Annotated in this window: 16 protein-coding genes; 6 read left to right on the forward strand and 10 right to left on the reverse strand. The window is 72.3% G+C overall.

What is annotated here, in order from left to right:
- The first annotated feature begins 12 nt into the window (after window positions 1–12).
- Window positions 13–690 (forward strand): pentapeptide repeat-containing protein, encoded by a 678-nt coding sequence (locus ACWV17_RS18955; protein ID WP_455360667.1) that lies wholly within the window; start codon window positions 13–15, stop codon window positions 688–690.
- Between the two features lie 128 nt (window positions 691–818).
- Here the strand turns inward: ACWV17_RS18955 and ACWV17_RS18960 are convergent, their stop codons facing one another.
- The 5 genes from ACWV17_RS18960 to ACWV17_RS18980 form a co-directional block, all read right to left on the reverse strand.
- On the reverse strand, window positions 819–1,316 hold the full coding sequence (locus ACWV17_RS18960) for a hypothetical protein (RefSeq protein ID WP_455351470.1): 498 nt from the start codon (window positions 1,314–1,316) through the stop codon (window positions 819–821).
- Window positions 1,317–1,389: 73 nt separating this feature from the next.
- Complete coding sequence (locus tag ACWV17_RS18965; RefSeq protein ID WP_455360693.1) at window positions 1,390–2,931, reverse strand: M4 family metallopeptidase; 1,542 nt, start codon at window positions 2,929–2,931, stop codon at window positions 1,390–1,392.
- Between the two features lie 240 nt (window positions 2,932–3,171).
- Window positions 3,172–3,687, reverse strand: a complete 516-nt coding sequence (locus tag ACWV17_RS18970; protein WP_455360668.1) for a hypothetical protein — start codon at window positions 3,685–3,687, stop codon at window positions 3,172–3,174.
- Window positions 3,688–3,916: 229 nt separating this feature from the next.
- Window positions 3,917–4,591 carry a response regulator gene (locus ACWV17_RS18975; protein ID WP_455360669.1) on the reverse strand — a complete coding sequence of 225 codons (675 nt, stop codon included), beginning with the start codon at window positions 4,589–4,591 and terminating at the stop codon, window positions 3,917–3,919.
- Window positions 4,588–5,934 (reverse strand): sensor histidine kinase, encoded by a 1,347-nt coding sequence (locus ACWV17_RS18980; RefSeq protein ID WP_455360670.1) that lies wholly within the window; start codon window positions 5,932–5,934, stop codon window positions 4,588–4,590. Before ACWV17_RS18980 ends, ACWV17_RS18975 begins: the two co-directional genes overlap by 4 nt.
- Window positions 5,935–6,123: 189 nt before the next feature.
- Between ACWV17_RS18980 and ACWV17_RS18985 the strand changes: the two genes are divergently transcribed.
- Window positions 6,124–6,681, forward strand: a complete 558-nt coding sequence (locus tag ACWV17_RS18985; protein WP_455351041.1) for a GlcG/HbpS family heme-binding protein — start codon at window positions 6,124–6,126, stop codon at window positions 6,679–6,681.
- Between the two features lie 62 nt (window positions 6,682–6,743).
- Window positions 6,744–8,153, forward strand: a complete 1,410-nt coding sequence (locus ACWV17_RS18990) for a M1 family metallopeptidase (RefSeq protein WP_455360671.1) — start codon at window positions 6,744–6,746, stop codon at window positions 8,151–8,153.
- A gap of 59 nt (window positions 8,154–8,212) precedes the next feature.
- Here ACWV17_RS18990 and ACWV17_RS18995 read toward each other — a convergent pair whose 3' ends face one another.
- Window positions 8,213–8,788 (reverse strand): TerD family protein, encoded by a 576-nt coding sequence (locus tag ACWV17_RS18995; protein ID WP_455351043.1) that lies wholly within the window; start codon window positions 8,786–8,788, stop codon window positions 8,213–8,215.
- A 162-nt stretch (window positions 8,789–8,950) separates the two neighbouring features.
- Here ACWV17_RS18995 and arfB point away from each other — a divergent pair, with 162 nt between their 5' ends.
- On the forward strand, window positions 8,951–9,388 hold the full coding sequence (gene arfB / locus ACWV17_RS19000; protein WP_455351044.1) for an alternative ribosome rescue aminoacyl-tRNA hydrolase ArfB: 438 nt from the start codon (window positions 8,951–8,953) through the stop codon (window positions 9,386–9,388).
- Between the two features lie 77 nt (window positions 9,389–9,465).
- Here arfB and ACWV17_RS19005 read toward each other — a convergent pair whose 3' ends face one another.
- On the reverse strand, window positions 9,466–10,032 hold the full coding sequence (locus ACWV17_RS19005; RefSeq protein WP_455360672.1) for a flavin reductase family protein: 567 nt from the start codon (window positions 10,030–10,032) through the stop codon (window positions 9,466–9,468).
- A gap of 330 nt (window positions 10,033–10,362) precedes the next feature.
- On the opposite strand from ACWV17_RS19005, the gene cdgB reads away from it, so the two are divergent.
- The gene (gene cdgB, locus ACWV17_RS19010) at window positions 10,363–12,015 is read left to right on the forward strand and encodes a diguanylate cyclase CdgB (protein ID WP_455360673.1); all 1,653 of its coding nucleotides are present in this window, start codon (window positions 10,363–10,365) and stop codon (window positions 12,013–12,015) included.
- A gap of 89 nt (window positions 12,016–12,104) precedes the next feature.
- Window positions 12,105–13,097 (forward strand): carbohydrate-binding protein, encoded by a 993-nt coding sequence (locus ACWV17_RS19015; protein WP_455360674.1) that lies wholly within the window; start codon window positions 12,105–12,107, stop codon window positions 13,095–13,097.
- A gap of 1 nt (window position 13,098) precedes the next feature.
- Here ACWV17_RS19015 and ACWV17_RS19020 read toward each other — a convergent pair whose 3' ends face one another.
- The 3 genes from ACWV17_RS19020 to ACWV17_RS19030 all read right to left on the reverse strand — a co-directional run bounded on the left by ACWV17_RS19020 (window position 13,099) and on the right by ACWV17_RS19030 (window position 16,190).
- Complete coding sequence (locus tag ACWV17_RS19020; RefSeq protein ID WP_455360675.1) at window positions 13,099–14,025, reverse strand: 1-phosphofructokinase family hexose kinase; 927 nt, start codon at window positions 14,023–14,025, stop codon at window positions 13,099–13,101.
- A 63-nt stretch (window positions 14,026–14,088) separates the two neighbouring features.
- On the reverse strand, window positions 14,089–15,258 hold the full coding sequence (gene nagA / locus ACWV17_RS19025; RefSeq protein ID WP_455360676.1) for an N-acetylglucosamine-6-phosphate deacetylase: 1,170 nt from the start codon (window positions 15,256–15,258) through the stop codon (window positions 14,089–14,091).
- Entirely contained in the window at window positions 15,258–16,190 is a 933-nt protein-coding gene (locus ACWV17_RS19030; RefSeq protein WP_455360677.1) for an ROK family protein, read from the reverse strand. Before ACWV17_RS19030 ends, nagA begins: the two co-directional genes overlap by 1 nt.
- Between the last annotated feature and the right edge of the window lie 47 nt (window positions 16,191–16,237).

A 16,237-nucleotide genomic window follows, 5' to 3' on the forward strand; every position in this document is an offset into this window, starting at 1 on the left:
CACGATGGGGACATGGCACGAAAAGGATCAGGCGCACAGCAGGTACGGGCCGCGCGGCGCCCGGAGGTGCGGCTGCCGGCGCTGGAGGCGTACGAGGGGGGTGAGCTGGAATCGGACGGGGACTACGACGGGCTCGACTTCACGGACCTGGACCTCGCGGGCCAGGAAGGGCGAGGGGCGCGCTTCATGGACTGCGGGCTCTACCGCTGCGCGCTGGACGAGACCCGGCTGGGCAAGGCGCGGTTCCTGGACTGTGTGCTCGACGGCGTCCGGGGCGTGGGGACGGATCTCGCGGAGGCCTCGTTCCGTGACGTGGAGGTGCTGGACGCCCGGCTGGGCGGGGTCCAGCTGCACGGGTCGGTACTGGAGCGGGTGCTCGTGCGGGGCGGGAAGATCGACTACCTGAACCTGCGCACGGCGCGGCTCAAGGACGTGGTGTTCGAGGGGTGCGTGCTGGCCGAGGCGGACTTCGGGGAGGCGCGGCTGGAGCGGGTGGAGTTCCGGGACTGCGTCCTGAGGCGGGCGGACTTCAGCGGGGTCCGGATGACGGACGTCGATCTGCGTGCGGCGGCCGAGCTGGACATCGCGCGCGGGGTCGACCGGCTGTCGGGCGCGGTGATCAGCCCGGCGCAGCTGCTGGATCTGGCGCCGGCGTTCGCCGCGCAGATGGGGGTGCGGGTGGAGCCGTAGGGGGTGGGGCAGGGAGGCGGGGGAACGGACGGGGGGATTGGGGGGCGGGGGAAGGGAAGCCGGGGTCACGCGCCAGGGTTACGCGTCAGGGTTACGCGCCGGGGTCACGCGCCAGGTCACGCGCGGGGTCAGATGCGGGGGAAGCGGGCCTGGAGGTCCCAGATCACCGGGTTGTCGGCGAGTCCTTCGTGCAGGTCGGCGAGGTCGGCGATCAGGTCCTGGAGAAAGTCCCGGGCCTCGCGGCGGAGCAGGCGGTGGCTGAAGGTGAGCGGGGGCTCCTCGGCCGCCATCCAGTCCGCCTCGATGTCGACCCAGCCGAAGCGGCGCTCGAACAGCATCCGGTCGGACGACTCGGTGAAGTCGAGCTCGGCGTACTGCGGCTTCGCCGAGCGGCTGCCGCGCGGGTCCTGGTCGAGCTGCTCGACGATGTCGCACAGTGCCCACCCGAAGTCCAGCACCGGCACCCATCCCCAGGCTGTGGACACCTCGCGGTCCGCCTTGGTGTCGGCGAGGTACACGTCGCCGCAGAAGAGGTCGTGACGCAGTGACCGGACGTCCGCGGTGCGGTAGTCGGTCTGCGGCGGGTCGGGGAAGCGACGGGAAAGGGAGTAGCCGATGTCGAGCACGTAAGCGATGGTGTCACGGGCCACGTGGCGAGGTCGCCGCGCGGCCCGTGAGCAGGGCTTCTTCCCCCAGGTGTTACTTCACATTGACCGCGGACCAGGCGGTCGCGACCGCCGTGCGCTCCGCGCTGCCGGCGCCGTACAGGTCGGTCGCGGCCTGCAGGGTGGCGGTGCGCGCGCCGGCGTAGTCGGTGGAGGAGGTCATGTAGGTGGAGAGAGCCTTGTACCAGATCTTGTACGCCTTGGTCCTGCCGATCCCGGTGACGGTGGAGCCGTCATAGGTCGGGGAGTCGTAGCTGACGCCGTTGACAGTCTTCGCGCCGCTGCCCTCGGAGAGGAGGTAGAAGAAGTGGTTCGCCGGGCCCGAGGAGTGGTGGACGTCGAGCCGGCCGAGGCTCCTGGACCAGTAGTCGGCGGAGCTGCCGTCGCGGCTGGGCTTGTCCATGTAGCGCAGCGGGGTGCCGTTGCCGCGGATGTCGATTTTCTCGCCGATGAGGTAGTCGCCGGCGTCGGAGGAGTTGGCCGCGTGGAACTCGACGGAGGTGCCGAGGATGTCGGAGGTGGCTTCGTTGAGGCCGCCGGACTCGCGGCTGTAGCGCAGGCCCGCGGTGGCCGAGGTCAGGCCGTGGGTCATCTCGTGGCCCGCCACGTCGATGGAGGTGAGCGGCTTGGCGTTGCCCGCGCCGTCGCCGTACGTCATACAGAAGCACTGGTCGGACCAGAAGGCGTTGACGTACGCGTTGCCGTAGTGGACCCGGGAGTAGGCGGCGACGCCGTCGCCCTTGATGCCGTTGCGGCCGAGCTCGCTCCGGTAGAAGTCCCAGGTGAGGGCAGCACCGTAGTGCGCGTCGGCGGCCGCGGTCTGGCGGTTGGCCGGGGTGCCGTCGCCCCAGATGTCGTCGGCGTCGCTGAAGAGGGTGCCGGTGCCGTTGGTGGCGCCGTTCAGGTCGTACGTCTTGTGGCCGCCGCGGGCGGTGTCGGTCAGCGTGTAGGCGGGTGCGGTGCCGAGCGGGACCGTGCCGGCGTACTGGCTGTGCCCGGTGCCGGTCTGGATGGCCTCGTACGAGTAGAGCTGCCTGCCGGTGGCGGCGTCGGTGAGGACGTGCAGCTCGCTCGGCGTGCCGTCCTGCTGGACGCCGGTGACGACGGTCTCCCAGGCGAGCGTGGGCTTGCCGGCGGCCGCCCAGATCACCTTGCGGGCGGAGGCCACGCTGGTGGACTCCGCCCCGGAGGCGGCGAGCGCCGACTTCTTCGCGGCTGCGGAAGGGACGCCCGCGGCCGTACTGTCCACGGATATCCGGGCGTTGGTCGCCTTGGTGGTGGAGCGGGCGCCATTCTTCTTCTCGTGCACGACGAGGTCGCCGCCGAGGACGGGGAGGCCCTCGTAGGTGCGCTCGTAGCGGGTGTGGACGGTGCCGTCGGCGTCCTTGACGACGTCCCGGACGACGAGTTTCTCCTTGCCGTCGAGGCCGATCGCTCTGGCGGTGGAAGTGGCCTCGGCCTGAGCGTCCTTGAGGACCGCCGTGCGCTGTGCGGCGGACAGGACGACCGCCGTCGCCCCCTCCTCGCTGTCCGGTTCGGCGCTGGCGGGTCCGCTCTGGAAGCCGACCACGACCATGGCGGCCGAAGCGATCAGTGCGGCGGCTCGCGCGGTTCGCGCGCGGCCGGCGGAGGGGGTGGTGCGGGGCGAGGATTGCAGGCGGATCACGCGGGCTCCTTCGCTGGGCACTTGGTGGTGGGGGGCAGCGGCAGAGAGCGTGCCAGCGAGAGAGCGTTGTTGACAGGGCTACAACAAATATTTGACCTCGTGTTGTCCGAAGGACAGCTAACTCTGTCCGTTATGCGGTGCGTTGATGCCTCACGCGGCATGCCTCATGCGGTACGAGCGGGCGACCACGGCCAGCAGGGGGCCGGTCGCCAGCAGAGGGGCGTAGCACCAACCCATCACGGCGGCTGTCGTGCCGGTGAGGCGGCCGTCGTGTCCGACGGTGAACCACATCACCAGCTGGCTGAGGCAGAGCAGGGTGACGAACACCGCAGCCGCCATCGCGGTGGTCGCGACCGCACGCGGGCGGGGAAGCCGCACGCGTTCGGTGACCAGCAGCAGGGGGAGCAGGGCCGCGCACTCCTGGAGGACGGCCAGTCCGATGACGTACGCGATTCCCCAGCCGGGGATGGAGTAGTCGGTGCGCAGCACCTCCGCACTGAAGCCGACCGGGATACCGACGGCCATGGCCAGCCGCCACAGTCCGGAGGGCACCGCGCAGAGGGCGATGGCGTGTGCGGCGCGGCGGGCCCAGCGGGGGGCGGGCGCGGCGGTGGGCGCGGCGGCGGGGACCGGGGAGAGCGTCGTGGGAGCGGTGGCTGCTGTCATGTCCCCAGCCTCGCCGGGGACATGGCCCTGCCACATCGGCCGGGGCGGCGGAGCGCCTCAGCCGCCCGGCGGAGGCCGGACGGCCGGGAGGAGGAGGGGGGAAGGGCGGCCGGGAGGGACTTTGACGACACCCCTAGCCAGTCCTCGGAGAAAACCGGGCCCACGGGTGAGGGGCCGGGGCCGCTTCAGGAGCCGGGCGGGCCATGGGCGAGGCCCGCAGCCGGCGGGGTCAGGGGAGGAGGCGTTGTTCCTTGGCCACCGCTACCGCGCCCGCGCGGGTGTCGACGCCCAGCTTGTCGTAGATCCTGCCCAGGTGGGTCTTGACCGTGGCCTCGCTGATGAAGAGCGCGCGGGCGATCTCCCGGTTGCCGAGGCCGTGCGCGAGCTGGCCGAGGATGTCGAGTTCGCGCTCGGTGAGGGTGGGCCGGGCCGCGCCCCGCATCTGGGCCATGACGCGGCTCGCCACCGGCGGCGACAGGGTGGTGCGCCCCTCGGCCGCGGAGTGGATCGCCGCGAACAGCTCCTCCGGGCGCTCGGCCTTGAGCAGATAGCCGGTCGCGCCGGCCGCGATGGCGCGCGTGATGTCGGCGTCCGTGTCGTACGTCGTCAGGACGAGCACATGCGGGCCGCGGGGAGCGCCGGGCAGCGCGCAGATGCGCCGGGTGGCCTCCGCCCCGTCGATGCCCTCGCCGAGCTGCAGGTCCATCAGGACGACGTCCGGCCGCAGCTTGGCCGCGAGCGCGACCGCCTCCTCGCCGCTGCCGGCCTCGCCGACCACCTCGATGTCCGGCTCGGAGCCGAGCAGCGCGAGCAGCCCCGCGCGCACGACGACATGGTCGTCACAGAGCAGGATGCGGACCGGGGGGCGCGGGGGGAACGTGGGGCGCGTCGGTTTCGTCGTCATGACGAGTTCTCCAGGGGGATCGCCGCGGACAGTACCGTGCCCTCGCCGGGGGCGGACTCGACGGTGAGTGTGCCGCCCAGCTGCTGTACGCGGGCCCGCATCGCGGGCAGGCCGTGGCCCCGGACCCGGCCGGGCGCCGGCGCCGGGGTGTCGGCGGGCGCGAAGCCCCGCCCGTCGTCGGCGATGTCCAGGACGACCTGGTCGCCCAGGAAGCTGAGGGTCAGCGCGGCGGTGGTCGCGCCCGCGTGCTCCCGTACGTTGGCCAGCGCGCCCTGCGCGATCCGCAGCAGCGCGGACTGCGCCCGGTCGGGCAGCGGTACGGCCACACCCTCCAGGTGGAACCGTACGACCGGCTCCGTACGGGCGGACCCGGCCGCGTCCCCCGCCTCGGCGGAAGCGCGCTCGGCCAGCGCCCGCAGCGCGTCGGCCAGCGGTGCGCCGCCGTCGAACTCGGGCGGCGCCAGGTCGTGCACCATGCGCCGCGCCTCCGCCAGCCCGCGGGCGGCGATCTCCGTCGCCGCCCGGACATGGCGGCGGGCGGCCGACGGGTCGGCGTCCCAGGTGCGGTCCGCCGCCTGAAGCAGCATCTGCTGGCTGGACAGGCCCTGCGCCACCGTGTCGTGGATCTCCATGGACAGCCGCTGCCGCTCGGCGAGGGTGCCCTCGCGCCGCTCGGTGGCGGCGAGTTCGCGGCGGGTGCGGATCAGGTCGTCGATCAGGCGGCGCTGGCGTTCGGCCTGACGCTCCATGTGGACGAAGACGGCGGTGGCCAGCGCGGCGACGGCGGGCGGGGCCAGCAGCAGGTTCGGGTCGAAGGCGTCGGCGAGCCGCAGTTGTGCGGCGACCACGAAGGCCGTGAGCAAAGTGACGAGGACGAGCGCGGCCCGGAGGGGGAGGGTGCGCAGGCCGGTGTAGAAGAGCGGCACCGCGCACCACGCGAAGCTCGGCGCGAGCAGCACGAGCACCATCCAGGCGGTGACGACGAGCCCGAGCCAGAGCAGCCGGCGCACGCTGGGCACCATCGCCGGGCCGGCGGCGAAGGGCGCGAAGCGCTTGCGCGAGGGAGGGAGGGCGTAGAGCAGGGCGAGCACGATGCTCAGCGCGATGATCCACGGGGTACGGGCCTCACCGGGGTGCCGCAGCAGGAAGCGGAACAAGGAGGCGGCGAGCAGCAGCAGGAACGCCGCGTGCATGACGGGCGCGAGCCAGCGAGCGTCGCCACCCACCCCCGAAACGCCGCCCCCGCCGCCGGCCGCGGCCGCGTGGGTGCGCGGTGGTCGGTCGTCCGGTTGGGGGGTGGCTGTCTGCACCTCTACTCCTTTGACCAGCGGGTACGTGCTCATCCTGACCCGGCGGGGTCATCCCCGCATCAACCGATCGGCTGACCCGTCCGTCCTCCATGATGCCTGCGCACGGCAGCCGGTACGCCGACCGCCGGGGCCCGGATCCGGCCGGAGGATCGACAGCAGAGCGGGAACGTGCCCGCCGTCCGCGAGAGTCCCCGGATTCCGTAGTCCCCAGGAGCCACGATCATGAAGAAGCTGTCCCTGCGCGCCCGTGTCCTGACCGGTGCCGCCGCCGCTGCCGCCCTCGGCGCCGGTACCTTCGGCGCGATGTCGGCGAACGCCGCCGCCCCCGCCGCCGCGCCCGCCACCACGGTCAAGGCCGACGTGGCCAACAAGAACCTGCAGCAGACCACGCACCTCACGATCGAGGCCGCCACCCAGGCCGCACAGGCCGCCCTCGACGCCGCCGAGCAGGAGAACCAGCGCATCTCGGTCGCCGTCGTCGACCGCAACGGCAACACGATCGTCACCCTCCGCGGCGACGGCGCCGGGCCGCAGTCCTACGAGTCGGCCGAGCGAAAGGCGTTCACCGCCGTGTCCTGGAACGCGCCGACCTCCGAGCTGGTCAAGCGCCTGGCCCAGGCCCCGAACCTGAAGGACATCCCCGGCACCCTGTTCCTGGGCGGCGGCGCCCCGGTGCAGGTCAAGGGCGCCCCGGTCGCGGGCATCGGCGTGGCCGGCGCCCCGAGCGGCGACCTGGACGAGAAGTTCGCCCGGGCGGGCGTCGCGGCCCTCGACAAGTAGCCGCCCGCGCTCGCCGCCCGCACCACTCCGGAATGCGCGGTTTGCCACATAGGATCATCGGTGTGGATCAACCCAAGCGCGCACACCGCAGGCTCGTCCGCCGCGCCGTGCCCGCTGCCGCCGCCGCCTTGCTCGCCCTCACCACGGCCTGCACGGGCAGCGGCGTGCAGGGCGGGCCCGGCGCGGCCGGCCTGCGTGATCCGTACTTCCCGAAGTCCGGGAACGGCGGGTACGACGTCACCCACTACCGGCTCGGCCTCGCCTACACGCCCAGGAGCGGCGAGCTCACCGGCACCGCGGCGATCACCGCCCGCGCCACCGAGGCGCTCAGCGCGTTCAACCTCGACCTCGACGGGATGACCGTCACCGAGGTGACGGTCGACGGCGAGAGCGCCCGCTTCAACCGCGCGGGCCAGGAGCTGACGGTCCGCCCGCCCGAGGACCTGGCGAAGGGCAAGACCTTCCGCACGGTTGTGAATTACGCGGGCAGGCCGAAGACCATCACGGACCCGGACGGCTCGGCCGAGGGCTGGCTGAAGTCGGCCGACGGCGCGGTGGGCCTCGGTCAGCCGACCGGCTCGATGGCCTGGTTCCCGGGCAACCACCACCCGAGCGACAAGGCCTCTTACGACATCGAGGTCACCGTCCCCGAGGGCGTCAGCGCCGTCTCCAACGGCGAGCTGAAGTCCCGCAGGAACAGCGCCGGCCGGCACAGCTTCCACTGGCACGCCGAGGAGCCGATGGCGAGCTATCTCGCCACGGTCGCCGTCGGCCCGTACGAGACGAAGACCTCGGCCACGAAGGACGGCCTGCCGGTCCTCACCGCCGTGCACCCGGCCGAGGCGGCGGCGAGCGCCGGCAGTCTGTCCCGGATCCCCGAGATCATCGCGTGGCAGGAAGGGCTGTTCGGGGACTACCCCTTCTCCTCCGCGGGGGCGATCGTGGCCCGTACGGGCGTGTCCGGGTACGCCCTGGAGACGCAGACCAGGCCCGTCTTCCCCGGAGCCGCGTCCGCCGAGAACGACCTGGTCCACGAACTCGCGCATCAGTGGTTCGGCAACTCCGTCACGCCGAAGACATGGCGGGACATGTGGCTCAACGAGGGTTTCGCGACGTACGCGGAGTGGCTCTGGGACGAGGAGCAGGGCGAGAAGACCGTGCAGGAGCACTTCGACGAGAACTTCGAGGACGACGACAACTGGGCCTTCCCGCCCGCCGATCCGACCGGCCCGGAGGTGATCTCCGACTCGCCGGTGTACGGGCGCGGGGCGATGGTCGTCCACAAGGTCCGCGAGGCACTGGACGACGACGAGCTGTTCTTCGGCATCGTCGAGGGCTGGGCGCAGGACCACCGCCACGGCAACGCCGACACCGAGGACTTCAAGGCATACGTCGAGGACAAATCCGGCCAGGACCTCGGCGAGGTCTGGGACACCTGGCTACACGGCAAGGACCGCCCGGAGCGCCCCTGATCGCGCAAGGCCCCGGCCGGAGCCGGGGCCTTCCCGTGCAACCAACTTGCCTGCGTACGTCAGAGGTTGACGCCGAAGTCCTGGGCGATGCCCGACAGACCCGAGGCGTAACCCTGGCCCACCGCGCGGAACTTCCACTCCGCGCCGTTGCGGTACAGCTCGCCGAAGACCATGGCGGTCTCGGTCGCGGCGTCCTCGCTCAGGTCGTAGCGGGCGATCTCGGCGCCGCCGGCCTGGTTGACGATGCGGATGTACGCGTTGCGCACCTGGCCGAAGTTCTGGCTGCGGGTGGTGGCGTCGTAGATCGAGACCGGGAACACGATCTTGTCGACGTCCGCCGGCAGCCCGGCCAGGTTGACGTTGATCGCCTCGTCGTCGCCCGCGCCCTCACCGCTGCGGTTGTCGCCGGTGTGCACGATGGTCTGATCCGGCGTCGACTTGTTGTTGAAGAAGACGAAGTGGCCGTCGGAGACGACCCTCCCGCCCCCGTTCACCGCGATCGCCGAGGCGTCGAGGTCGAAGTCGGTGCCGGTGGTGGTACGGACGTCCCAGCCGAGGCCGACCGTGACGGCGGTCAGGCCCGGTGCCTCCTTGGTGAGCGAGACGTTGCCGCCCTTGGACAGGCTTACAGCCATGGGGAGGTCCCTTTCCTAGTCCCTGGTCATGATGCGGGCTTCGCACCACGTCTGCACGCGAAGCTACCGTCACCCCTCATAACGCGGACAGGGGACCACTGGGTTCCACCGCACCGCATGCGCGTGGAAATCGGGGTGACGCCGGCGCCGCGAGCCGGGATCATGGGACGTATGTCCGGGCCCTATGTCATCCGCGGTTCTGTCTCCCTGCCGGAGGCAGAGCTCATGTGGCGTTTCTCCCGGTCGTCCGGACCCGGCGGACAACACGTCAACACCAGTGACACACAGGTGGAACTCCGCTTCGACCTGGCCAACACCGAAGCCCTGCCGCCCGTCTGGAAAGAGCGGGCCCTGGAGCGCCTCGCGCCCCGGCTCGTCGGCGGGATCGTGTCGGTACGGGCCTCCGAGCACCGGTCCCAGTGGCGCAACCGCGAGATGGCCGCCGTCCGGCTCGCCTCCCTGCTCGCCGAGGCGACCGCGCCGCCGCCGAAACCGCGCCGTGCGACGAAGATCCCCCGGGGTATCAACGAGCGCCGGCTGCGCAACAAGAAGCAGCGCAGCGAGACCAAGCGCGGCCGCACCGGCCAGGGCTGGACGTAACCCGCCCGGCCGAACCGTAACCCGCCCCCCGCCCGGCCGAGCCGTAACCCGCCCGGCCCCGCCCAGCCGGCGCCGGTTCAGCCCAGCTGCCGGTAGCGGCCCCGGAAGTACGCCAGCGGTCCGCTGTCCATGTCCGGCAGGTCCGCCGCCAGGACCCGCCCGATGACCAGGGTGTGGTCCCCGGCCGTCACCCGCTGCTCGGTCCGGCACTCCAGAGCGCCGAGCGCGCCGGTCACCAGGGGGGCGCCGCTCTCCTTCCCCCGTACGAACGGGATGTCCTCGAACAGCAGACGGTCGCTGATCCGGCCCTTCATCGCGAAGCGGCCCGCCACCTGCCGCTGGTTCTCGGAGAGCAGCGTGGCGGCCCACAGCGGCTGTTCCGCCAGCAGGTCGTCCATCCGCGAGCCGTTGCGCACGCTCACCAGCACCAGGGGCGGGTCCAGCGACACCGACAGGAAAGCGGTCGCCGTCATACCGACGTCCTCGCCGCGCGGCCCGTCGTCGGGATCGTGCGCGGTCACCAGGACCACACCCGCGGCCAGCCGGGACATGGCGGCGCGGAACTCGTCGTTGCTCACCCCCTCAGGATGGGGGACGGAATCCGGGCCGGGCACCGGTGTGGCGGCAGGGGTCGTCTTCAGCACGTCTGGAACGCTAGTCTCGTGCGCCCCGTGGGCGCATCGGGCCAGGGACCCAGCCCCGGCCTAGGTCCCGGGACCGAACCACAGACGCATCACGCACACATCACCGCACGCACCACGCACGAATTTGCGTACAAGAAACCTATGGAGCGCTCCCACGAGCACCCTCGAACTCTTCATCATCTAATGTGACTTGAGTCACAGAGTGCAAGATTTGTTGACCCTGTGTACCGGCGGCACAGCTCACTGTGATTCAGTGGCGGAGACAGTGCAACAAGAGCGTCGCCGATCAGAATCCTGGAGTTGCTGTCGAGGTCTCGGGGAGAGCGAGCAATGGAGACCGAGTCGGAGCCTTACGTCCGTCTTGCGACCCTGCGGCAGCTGCACCAGGTGGTCGCGGACCTCAACACGGCCCGGAGTCTGGCAGACACGCTGCAGACCGTCGTGGACGGCATCGTCGCCGGGCTCGGCTATGAGCTGGCCTGCGTCAACCTCGTACGCCCCGACGGGGATCTCGTCGTCGCCGCCTTCGCGGGCAACGCCGCCGCCGAAGCGCTGATCACCGGCCGGGTCGGCTCCCGCACCTCCTGGGAACGCCGGCTCTCCATGGGCGAGGCCTGGGACGGCCTGCGCTTCATCCCGCACACCGAGGGCTGGGTCCTCATCGACGACGACGTGCCGCAGTGGCACACCGAAGGCCCCGACCCCCGCTTCGAGGACGAGTGGCACCCCGACGACCGGCTCTACGCCCCGATGTACGCGTCCGGCGGCGAACTGCTCGGCGTCATCTCGGTCGACCGGCCGCGCAACGGCCGCCGCCCCGGCGCGTGGGGGCGCGAGGCGCTCCAGATGTACGCGTTCCAGGCCGCCATTGCGATCAGCAACGCCCGCCTGCGAGCAAACATGCAGCGCGCCCTGGTCCGCCTGGAGCGCGAGCAGCAGGCGCTGCGCGCCAGTGAGGAATCCTTCCGGCAGGCGTTCGAGTACGCGCCGAGCGGCATGGCCATCGCCGAGATGGGCGGCGACCAGCACGGCCGGCTGCTGCGAACCAACGACGCCCTCTGCCGACTGCTGGGCCGCCCCGCCTCGGTGATGCGCCGGTACGCCTTCTCCGACCTGGTCCACCCCGAGGACATCGGCACCCTGCTGCGGACCTCCGCCGAGGGCGGCCGGGCCGAGCTCAGACTCGGGCGGCGCGACGGTACGTACGTCTGGGTCTCGCTGCGCAACTCAGTCGTCGCCGACGCCGCCGACGGGCCGCGTTTCCTGCTCACCCACGTCGAGGACATCGAGGAGCGCAAGCGCCACGAACTCCAGCTGGCCCACCGGGCCAGCCACGACTCCCTCACCGGCCTGCCCAACAGTGCCGAGCTGCGCGCCCGCCTCGGCGCCCGGCTGTGCCGGCGGCCGCAGTCGGTGCGGGCGACGGCGGTGGAGGCGCTGGACGCGGCGTACGAGACGGGGGTCGACGCGCACGGCTTCCGCGCCGACGGCTTCGACCTGCCCGCACCCGGGCAGGGGGCGGACGCGGGTCTGTACGACCACCACGTCCACACGGTCGCGCCGGCGACCGACATCGACGACGGCACGAAGGGGCTCGCGGTCCTCTTCTGCGACCTCGACGGCTTCAAGTCGATCAACGACCGGTTCGGGCACCACACGGGTGACGCGGTTCTCATCGAGGTCGCACGCCGCCTGACCACGGGCGTCCGGGACGGCGACACAGTCGCCCGGCTCGGCGGTGACGAGTTCGTGGTGCTCGCCGACGGGCTGGGCGCGGCGGACGCCGCCGACCTCGCGGTCCGGTTGCGGAGCGCGATCATCCCGCCGATCCGCGTGGACGGCCGGGCTGTCCGGGTGGGGGCCAGCTTCGGGATCGGCTGGGCCAGCTGCGGGATGTCGGCGGAAGAGGTACTGCAGTCCGCCGACCAGCGGATGTACATCGAGAAGCGGTCCCGTTCGAAGGCGCACCGCCGGGCCGGATAACACGTGGGCGTGGTCACTGCCAACCCGTGGAGGCACCCGTTCGGGGTAGGCTCGCCCGGGTCCGGCGACATGTTGAGGAGTGACCAGGGATGACGCCCGCGAACAACGGCGCAGGCACGCCCGAGGACGACGATCCGTTCGGCTACCTGTACGCGGATGGCCAGGCGGCCGGTGCCACCCCGCCCAGCTCGGGCGGCTACGGCTATCCCGGCCCGGGATCGGGCGGCGCCGCACAGCCCGGCGTCCCGAGAACCTCGTACAACCAGGTACGTACGGTCGGCGAGCGCCAGTACGGCGGCGCCCGTACCCAGGTCCCGCCGCAGGCCCAGTACCAGGCCCCGGAGGCACTGCGGGCCGAGGGGTACGGCCAGCCGGCCGCGACCCAGGGCCAGTACCAGACCCAGACCCAGGCACTCCACAGCGACTCCGGCGGCCATGGCGGCGGCCGGGGCCGAGGCTCCGGCCCGAACACGAAGGGTCTGCTGATCGGGGCGATCGCGGTGGTCGCGGCGGTTGTGATCGGCATCGGCGTCGCGCTGGCATCGGGCGACAAGGACAAGACGGAGAACCAGGCAGGCGGAAAGGGCGGCAACGCCACGGCCCCCGAGGACCCGTCCCCGGAGCCGAGCAAATCGGAGGAGAAGCCGCTGGAGCTCCCGAAGACGGACGCGGCATCAGGCCCGGGCCTGGTCCTGGCCGGCGGCGCGGCGGCGGAGACGACGATCCCCGGCGCGAAGGCGGCGGGCGGATCGTACGTGGGCGGCTTCAACCAGGTCGGCGCGTCGGTGACATGGACGGTCGACGTACCGAAGGAGGACACGTACCGCGTGTACCTGCGCTTCGGTATCCCCGGTGAGGATGCCAATGCCACGCTGACGGCGAATGGCAAGGCGAACACCACGCCGCTCAACCTGAAGAACTTCGGTGGTACGCCGAAGGGTGACTGGGAGAAGGGCTGGCAGACCACGTGGGGCCAGGTGACCCTGAACAAGGGCACCAACACCATCAAGATCTCCTGCGAGCAGGGCAATCAGTGCAACGCCGCCCTGGACCAGCTCTGGATCACCGGCAAGAACGGCTGATCTACGCCGCCCGCACCTGCTCCGTCACCGTTACCCGGGGGAGCAGGTCGGTGTAGGCCTTCGCGTCGAACTCGCCCGCCGTCGGGGCCAGTACCGTCGCCGCCGACAGGGCCACCGCCCGGGTCAGGCGGGCCGGCCAGTCCAGGCCCTCCGTCAGGGCCGACAGCAGGCCCGCCACCGCCGAGTCGCCCGCCCCCGTCGGGTTGCCCCTGATGCCGCGGGGCGGGGTGGCCCGCCAGGTGCCCTGCGGTGTCGCCGCCAGCAGGCCGTCCGGGCCCAGGGACGCGACCACCGCGTGGGCGCCCCGGCGGCGGGTGTCCTGCGTGGCGCGCAACGGGTCGCGGGAGCCGGTGAGTTCGGCCAGCTCGTCGGCGTTCGGCTTGATCAGGTCCGGGCGGGCCGCGATGCCCCGGCGCAGGGGTTCGCCGCTGGTGTCGAGGAGTACCGGGACCCCGGCGGCGCGTGCTCTGCGGACCAGGTCCGCGTACGCACCGACGTGGATGCCCGGCGGCAGGCTGCCGCACAGGGCGACCGCCGTGCAGGCGGGCAGCAGCTCGGTGTACGCGGCCAGGAGCGCGCTCCACTCGGCCGAAGTGACCGTCGGGCCCGGCTCGTTGAGCTGGGTCGTGTCGCCCGAGGCGTCGTCGGTCACCGCGATCGTCCGGCGCGTCGTGCCCGCCACCGGGACCAGCGCGTCGGTCACCGGGCAGGACGTCAGCAGGTCGCGCAGGATCGCGCCCGTCGTGCCGCCCGCGAAGCCGGTGACCGTGACCTCGTGGCCGAGCGCCCCGAGCACCCGGGCCACGTTCAGGCCCTTGCCGCCGGGGCGTTCGACGACTTCCGTCACGCGGTGCGAGGCGTGCGGGGTGAGCCGGGGGACGCGGTAGGTCAGGTCCAGGGCGGTGTTCAGCGTGACCGTCAGGATCATCTGCCGCCGCCTCCCGGCTGCTCGGTTCTCCGGCATGGGAACACCCGTCCCATCAGGGTGTGATCATGCCAAAGAGGAGGCCGCCGGCCCAGGCCTCCGCACCCACTCGCCCTTGCGCATCACGCCGACGAGCGTGAAGCCGGCGTCCAGGACCACCAGGTCGGCGTCCTTGCCCGGCTCCAGGGAGCCGACCCTGTCGTAGACGCCGAGCAGCCGGGCCGGGGTGGCCGAGATCGCCTGGACGACCGCTTCCACCGGGAGCTTGTCGACGGTCACCGCCCGGCGGAACGCCGTGTCCAGAGTCAGCGTCGAGCCGGCGATCGAATCGCCCTCGACCAGCCGCGCGACACCCTCCCTGACCTCGACCTCCAGCGGGCCCAGCAGATACGTCCCGTCGCCGAATCCGGCCGCGTCCATCGCGTCCGTGATCAGGGCGACCCGGGCCGGTCCGGCGTGGCGGAAGGCCAGTTCCAGGGCGGCCGGGTGCAGGTGCGTGCCGTCGTTGATCAGCTCGACGGTGACCCGCTCGTCCTCCAGCAGCGCGGCGATCGGGCCGGGTGTGCGGTGGCCGAGCGCGGGCATCGCGTTGAACAGGTGCGTCGCGACGGTCGCGCCCGCCTCGATGGCCTCCACCGTCTGCTCGTACGTGGCGTCGGTGTGCCCGACCGCGGCGATCACCCCGTGCTCGGCGAGCAGCCGTACCGAGTCGATGCCGCCCGGCAGTTCGGTGGCGAGGGTGAACATCTTCGCCGTGCCGTGCGCCGCGTCCATCAGCTTGCGCACCTCGGCCGGGTCCGGGTCGCGCAGCAGGTTCTCGCTGTGCGCGCCCTTGCGGCACGGCGAGATGAACGGCCCCTCGAAGTGGACGCCGGCCAGGTCGCCCTGCTGGACGAGTTCGGAGAGCAGCGCGGCCCGCCGGGCCAGGACGTCCAGGTCGCCGGTGACCGTCGAGGCCACCAGGGTCGTGGTGCCGTGCTCGCGGTGCGTACGGACGCCCTGGAGGACGTCCTCCTGCGTGCCGGAGGTGAACGACGCGCCGCCGCCGCCGTGGTTGTGCATGTCGACGAAGCCGGGAACCACCCAGTGGCCGGTCAGGTCGAGCGTGGGCACGCCGTCGGGGGCACTGCCTCCGATGGTGCTCCCCTCGACGATCACCCGCCCGCCCTCGACGGTCCCGGTGGGCAGCACCACCCGGGCGCCGGAGAGAACGGTGATTCCTGCGCGACCGGCCATCAGGCGGTTACCTCCGTGGAGAGAAGATCCCAGGCGAGCAGCCCCGCGCCCAGGCATCCGGCGGTGTCCCCGAGGGCCGCGGGGACGATCTCGGGCAGCCGCTGGAACGTCACGCGTTCCCGCACGGCGCTCCGCAGTGGTGCGAACAGCGTCTCTCCGGCCTCGGCCAGGCCGCCACCGATGATCAGCATGCGCGGGTCCAGCAGGGTGAGCGCGGTGACGAGGCCGTCGGCCAGCGCGCCGACCGCGCCCGCCCACACCGCGCCGGCCCGCGGGTCCCCGGACTCGACAGCCTTGGCGCAGTCCGCCGCGTCGGCCTCGGAATCGCCGCTCGCGGCGGCCCAGGCCCTGGTCACGGCGGACGCCGAGGCGAGTGTCTCCAGGCAGCCGCGCTGCCCGCAGCCGCACGGGGGGCCGCCGGGCCGTACCACGATGTGGCCGATCTCCCCGGCGTAGCCGTGGGCGCCGGCCTCGATCCGCCCGGCGATGCCGATGGCCCCGGCGATCCCGGTGCCGAGCGGTACGAACAGGAACCGGTCGGCCCCCCGGCCGGCCCCGATCCGGCCCTCGGCGAGGCCGCCGGTACGGACGTCGTGGCCGAGCGCTACGGGGATGCCGCGGAGCCGGGCGCTGAGCTGCTCCCGCATCGGGACGTCCCGCCAGCCGAGGTTCGCGGCGTACACCGCGATGCCGTTCTCGGTGTCGACGATGCCCGGTACGGCGACCCCGGCGGCCGCGGCGCTCTCGCCGTACCGCTCCCGGCCCAGGGCGCGCAGCTCTTCGGCGAAGCCGAGGATCGACTCCACGACGGCCGCCGGTCCGCGCTCGCGGCCGGTCGCCCGCCGCGCCTCGTGCAGCAGTGTGCCGTCCGCGCCGACCAGGGCGGCCTTCATTCCGGTGCCGCCCACATCGAGGGCGATGACGTGTCTCACGGGGACAGTCTCGCGCGCCGACCCCGGAAAGGTCTAGTCCACTGTCC

It is taken from the genome of Streptomyces mabaensis (assembly GCF_053763515.1).

Excerpts from the sequence above, each read along its gene's own strand:
- ACWV17_RS18955 (WP_455360667.1), top strand. The coding sequence starts at position 13 with ATGGCACGAAAAGGATCAGGCGCACAGCAGGTACGGGCCGCGCGGCGC.
- ACWV17_RS18995 (WP_455351043.1), bottom strand. The coding sequence starts at position 8,788 with ATGGCTGTAAGCCTGTCCAAGGGCGGCAACGTCTCGCTCACCAAGGAG.
- ACWV17_RS18975 (WP_455360669.1), bottom strand. The coding sequence starts at position 4,591 with ATGACGACGAAACCGACGCGCCCCACGTTCCCCCCGCGCCCCCCGGTC.
- ACWV17_RS18965 (WP_455360693.1), bottom strand. The coding sequence starts at position 2,931 with ATGGTCGTGGTCGGCTTCCAGAGCGGACCCGCCAGCGCCGAACCGGAC.
- ACWV17_RS19015 (WP_455360674.1), top strand. The coding sequence starts at position 12,105 with ATGACGCCCGCGAACAACGGCGCAGGCACGCCCGAGGACGACGATCCG.
- arfB (WP_455351044.1), top strand. The coding sequence starts at position 8,951 with ATGGGACGTATGTCCGGGCCCTATGTCATCCGCGGTTCTGTCTCCCTG.
- ACWV17_RS18970 (WP_455360668.1), bottom strand. The coding sequence starts at position 3,687 with ATGACAGCAGCCACCGCTCCCACGACGCTCTCCCCGGTCCCCGCCGCC.
- ACWV17_RS18980 (WP_455360670.1), bottom strand. The coding sequence starts at position 5,934 with ATGAGCACGTACCCGCTGGTCAAAGGAGTAGAGGTGCAGACAGCCACC.
- ACWV17_RS19020 (WP_455360675.1), bottom strand. The coding sequence starts at position 14,025 with ATGATCCTGACGGTCACGCTGAACACCGCCCTGGACCTGACCTACCGC.
- cdgB (WP_455360673.1), top strand. The coding sequence starts at position 10,363 with ATGGAGACCGAGTCGGAGCCTTACGTCCGTCTTGCGACCCTGCGGCAG.
- ACWV17_RS18985 (WP_455351041.1), top strand. The coding sequence starts at position 6,124 with ATGAAGAAGCTGTCCCTGCGCGCCCGTGTCCTGACCGGTGCCGCCGCC.
- nagA (WP_455360676.1), bottom strand. The coding sequence starts at position 15,258 with ATGGCCGGTCGCGCAGGAATCACCGTTCTCTCCGGCGCCCGGGTGGTG.